Source organism: Marinobacter sp. EN3 (assembly GCF_000475315.1).
Lineage (GTDB): Bacteria > Pseudomonadota > Gammaproteobacteria > Pseudomonadales > Oleiphilaceae > Marinobacter > Marinobacter nauticus.
In genome coordinates, this window is the sequence record NZ_AXCC01000075.1 from 1 (window position 1) to 518 (window position 518).

The following is a 518-nucleotide window of genomic DNA, read 5'->3' on the forward strand; positions in this document are numbered from 1 at the left end:
GGAAGGTCTGAATAACTGCTGATATTTGCCCATCTTGGGTTTAAACGGCAAAAAATCGAAGATTCAGACACTATTTTCCCTTTATTTGTGTGTTTTTTGCCCGTTTCCCGCCATTTTGGCGGAAAACAGGCGCACTGGCCCTACGCCAGCATGTATTTTTCACCGATCAGCAGGTTGCTAAACGCGGCCAGCAAATGCAACCGGTTGCTGTTCTTGGCAAGGCCGCGATAGCGGACCTTGCCATAACCAAAGACCCGCTTGATGTACCGGAAGGGATGCTCGACCTTGGCACGAACACTGGCTTTGATCTTCTCTGCTTTCAGTTTGTCGGCATCCAGCGTCTTCCGGGTGCCAGGCCGTTTGGCAATGAACCAGGAGACGTTTTTGCGGTGCTTATGCTCATCCCGCTTCTGAATGCCAAGGTAACCGGCGTCGCCGAAGACTCGTTGCTCTTCACCATGCAGCAGCTTGTCGGTGGGCACGATGTCGTGAACATTGGCAGCGGTGGTATCAATGCT

Annotated in this window: 1 protein-coding gene; it reads right to left on the bottom strand. The window is 52.1% G+C overall.

From position 1 onward, the window contains the following. Nucleotides 1-140: 140 nt before the first annotated feature. The coding region (locus Q675_RS36305) for an IS5/IS1182 family transposase (RefSeq protein WP_023012138.1) at nt 141-518 on the bottom strand (378 nt) is incomplete at its 5' end.